Annotated in this window: 3 protein-coding genes; 1 reads left to right on the top strand and 2 read right to left on the bottom strand. The window is 62.0% G+C overall.

Going from position 1 to position 2,050, the window contains the following annotated elements:
* Positions 1-225: glutamine synthetase beta-grasp domain-containing protein (locus WA702_RS18715; protein ID WP_425112021.1), on the bottom strand; the 225-nt coding region annotated here is incomplete at its 3' end.
* 317 nt (positions 226-542) lie between these two features.
* A complete protein-coding gene (locus tag WA702_RS18710) occupies positions 543-881 on the bottom strand; it encodes a P-II family nitrogen regulator (RefSeq protein WP_009027873.1) in 339 nt (112 codons plus the stop codon).
* A gap of 506 nt (positions 882-1,387) precedes the next feature.
* On the opposite strand from WA702_RS18710, the gene WA702_RS18705 reads away from it, so the two are divergent.
* Positions 1,388-2,050, top strand: a 663-nt coding sequence (locus tag WA702_RS18705; RefSeq protein ID WP_425112020.1) for an NAD(P)H-hydrate epimerase, incomplete at its 3' end; no start/stop codon positions are given.

Genomic DNA, 2,050 nt, shown 5'->3' with positions numbered 1-2,050 from the left:
CGTGACCGGATCGGGCATCAGGCACATGTCGGATTCGTTGATCGCCTTCCAGCCTGCGATCGAGGAGCCGTCGAACATGGTGCCTTCAGCGAAAATGTCTTCGTCGATCATGCCAACGTCGAACGTCACGTGCTGCCACTTGCCGCGCGGATCGGTGAAACGCAGGTCGACGTATTTGACGTCGTTGTCCTTGATCGCTTTCAGGACATCTTTGGCGTTCTTCATGAATACCCCTTTTGGCTAGAGCGACATTCGGAAACGTGCGGAGGGTTTTCCGAAAAGATCGTGCTGGATCAAAAATTTAGAGCGCGACTGGCCGCAATCGCGCCCTCGTTATCCGTTTCGGCCCGGCCGCGGACGGCGATCGCGGGTCATGCTCCATAGCCTCGCGCGAGGCTCAACACAATATCGGAAACAGCCGACCCGCAGCCCGCATCTGCCCCGAAACAGGGCATTTGCGCCGCGGTCCGGCTGTTCGCATCGCGAATTTTTCTTCAGTCCGGGGCCTCGCAGATGATCCCTGCCAAGCCCGGTCGCGTGTGTTAGATCGCGTCGAGACCGGACTCGCCGGTCCTGATGCGGATGGCTTCCTCGATGTTGGAAACGAAGATCTTGCCGTCGCCGATGCGGCCGGTCTGCGCGGCGCGTCGGATGGCTTCGATCGCACGCTCGACCAGGTCGTCGCCGATCACGATCTCGATCTTCACCTTCGGCAGGAAGTCGACGATGTATTCGGCGCCGCGATAGAGCTCGGCATGACCCTTCTGCCGGCCGAATCCCTTGGCCTCGGTCACGGTGATGCCCTGCAGTCCCACTTCCTGAAGCGCTTCCTTCACCTCGTCCAATTTGAACGGCTTGATGATGGCTTCGATCTTCTTCACTGAGCGCCTCCCGGGCATTCCGAATAAAATTCAAGGTCGCGGTCCAGCGGCGCCAGACGCACAGATCGTTCGATCACATACCGGGCCTGAACCACCTCGGCGGACGCCGGCAACTGACAGCCTTTCACCCCAGCCGAAGCGGCTCTTCAAAAGCAGGGTCTATGCCAAGTCGTTAACCGGTCCAAATCGAATAGATAACCAGGCTCTTAGCCGCAAGCTGCAGACTCTCTTACGAATTGTCCAGAATAGCTGAGCCTGCTCAATAGGCAAACTGGTCAAATAGTAGGCATGGAAAGCGTTCGCGTCCGCGATATGGCCGAGCTGCCTCGTGATAAGGCGGTCAAGCATCGATGGGGCCCGTATCCTCGGCGCTTGGAACTTCGGAGCCGGCAGGCGATAGAAGGTCCAGCTATTGTTTCAGTTGAGTGCCTCATTGTGCGCAAGCAGTGTCGCGGGGACGCGGCCGCATCGAGGGCGTCCGGGCACGATCGGGGGATGTTGAGACGATGGAAGTTCTGACAACGAGCGAGATGGAGCGGGCGGATCGACTGGCCATCGCCGCGGGCACGCCGGGCTTCGCGCTGATGCTGAGCGCAGGGCAGGCGGTCGCCGCGGCCGCCATGGATCTTGCTGAGGTGGGGCCGATCCTAGTGATCTGCGGGCCCGGCAACAATGGCGGTGACGGCTTCGTTGCTGCCGCCGAACTCGCCGCACAGGGCCGCGAGGTCTCGGTGATCCTGAGTTGCGAGCGCGACGCGCTGCATGGCGATGCGGCGTCCGCCGCGCGGGGTTGGAAATTTCCGGTGCTGCCGTTCAATCCGCAGGCGATCGGCAAGCCGGCGCTGATCATCGATGCGCTGTTCGGCGCAGGCCTCAGCCGCCCGGTGACCGGCGAGCCGCATGACGTGATCGCGGCGATCAATGCCAATGGCGCGCCGGTGCTCGCCATCGACCTGCCGAGCGGCATCAACGGCACCACGGCCGCCGTGATGGGCAGCGCCGTCAATGCCCAGGAGACCGTGACCTTCTTCCGCAAGAAGCCGGCGCATCTGTTGATGCCGGGCCGGCTGCATTGCGGCCGGGTCCGGGTGGTGGATATCGGGATCGATCCGCAGGTGCTCGACGAGATCGCGCCGCGGGCCTTCGAAAACAACCCGGCGATCTGGAAG

The organism is Bradyrhizobium sp., from assembly GCF_049798375.1.
GTDB lineage: Bacteria > Pseudomonadota > Alphaproteobacteria > Rhizobiales > Xanthobacteraceae > Bradyrhizobium.
The sequence above is the reverse complement of the archived record's forward strand: the minus strand, read 5'-3'. Positions and strand labels throughout refer to the sequence as shown.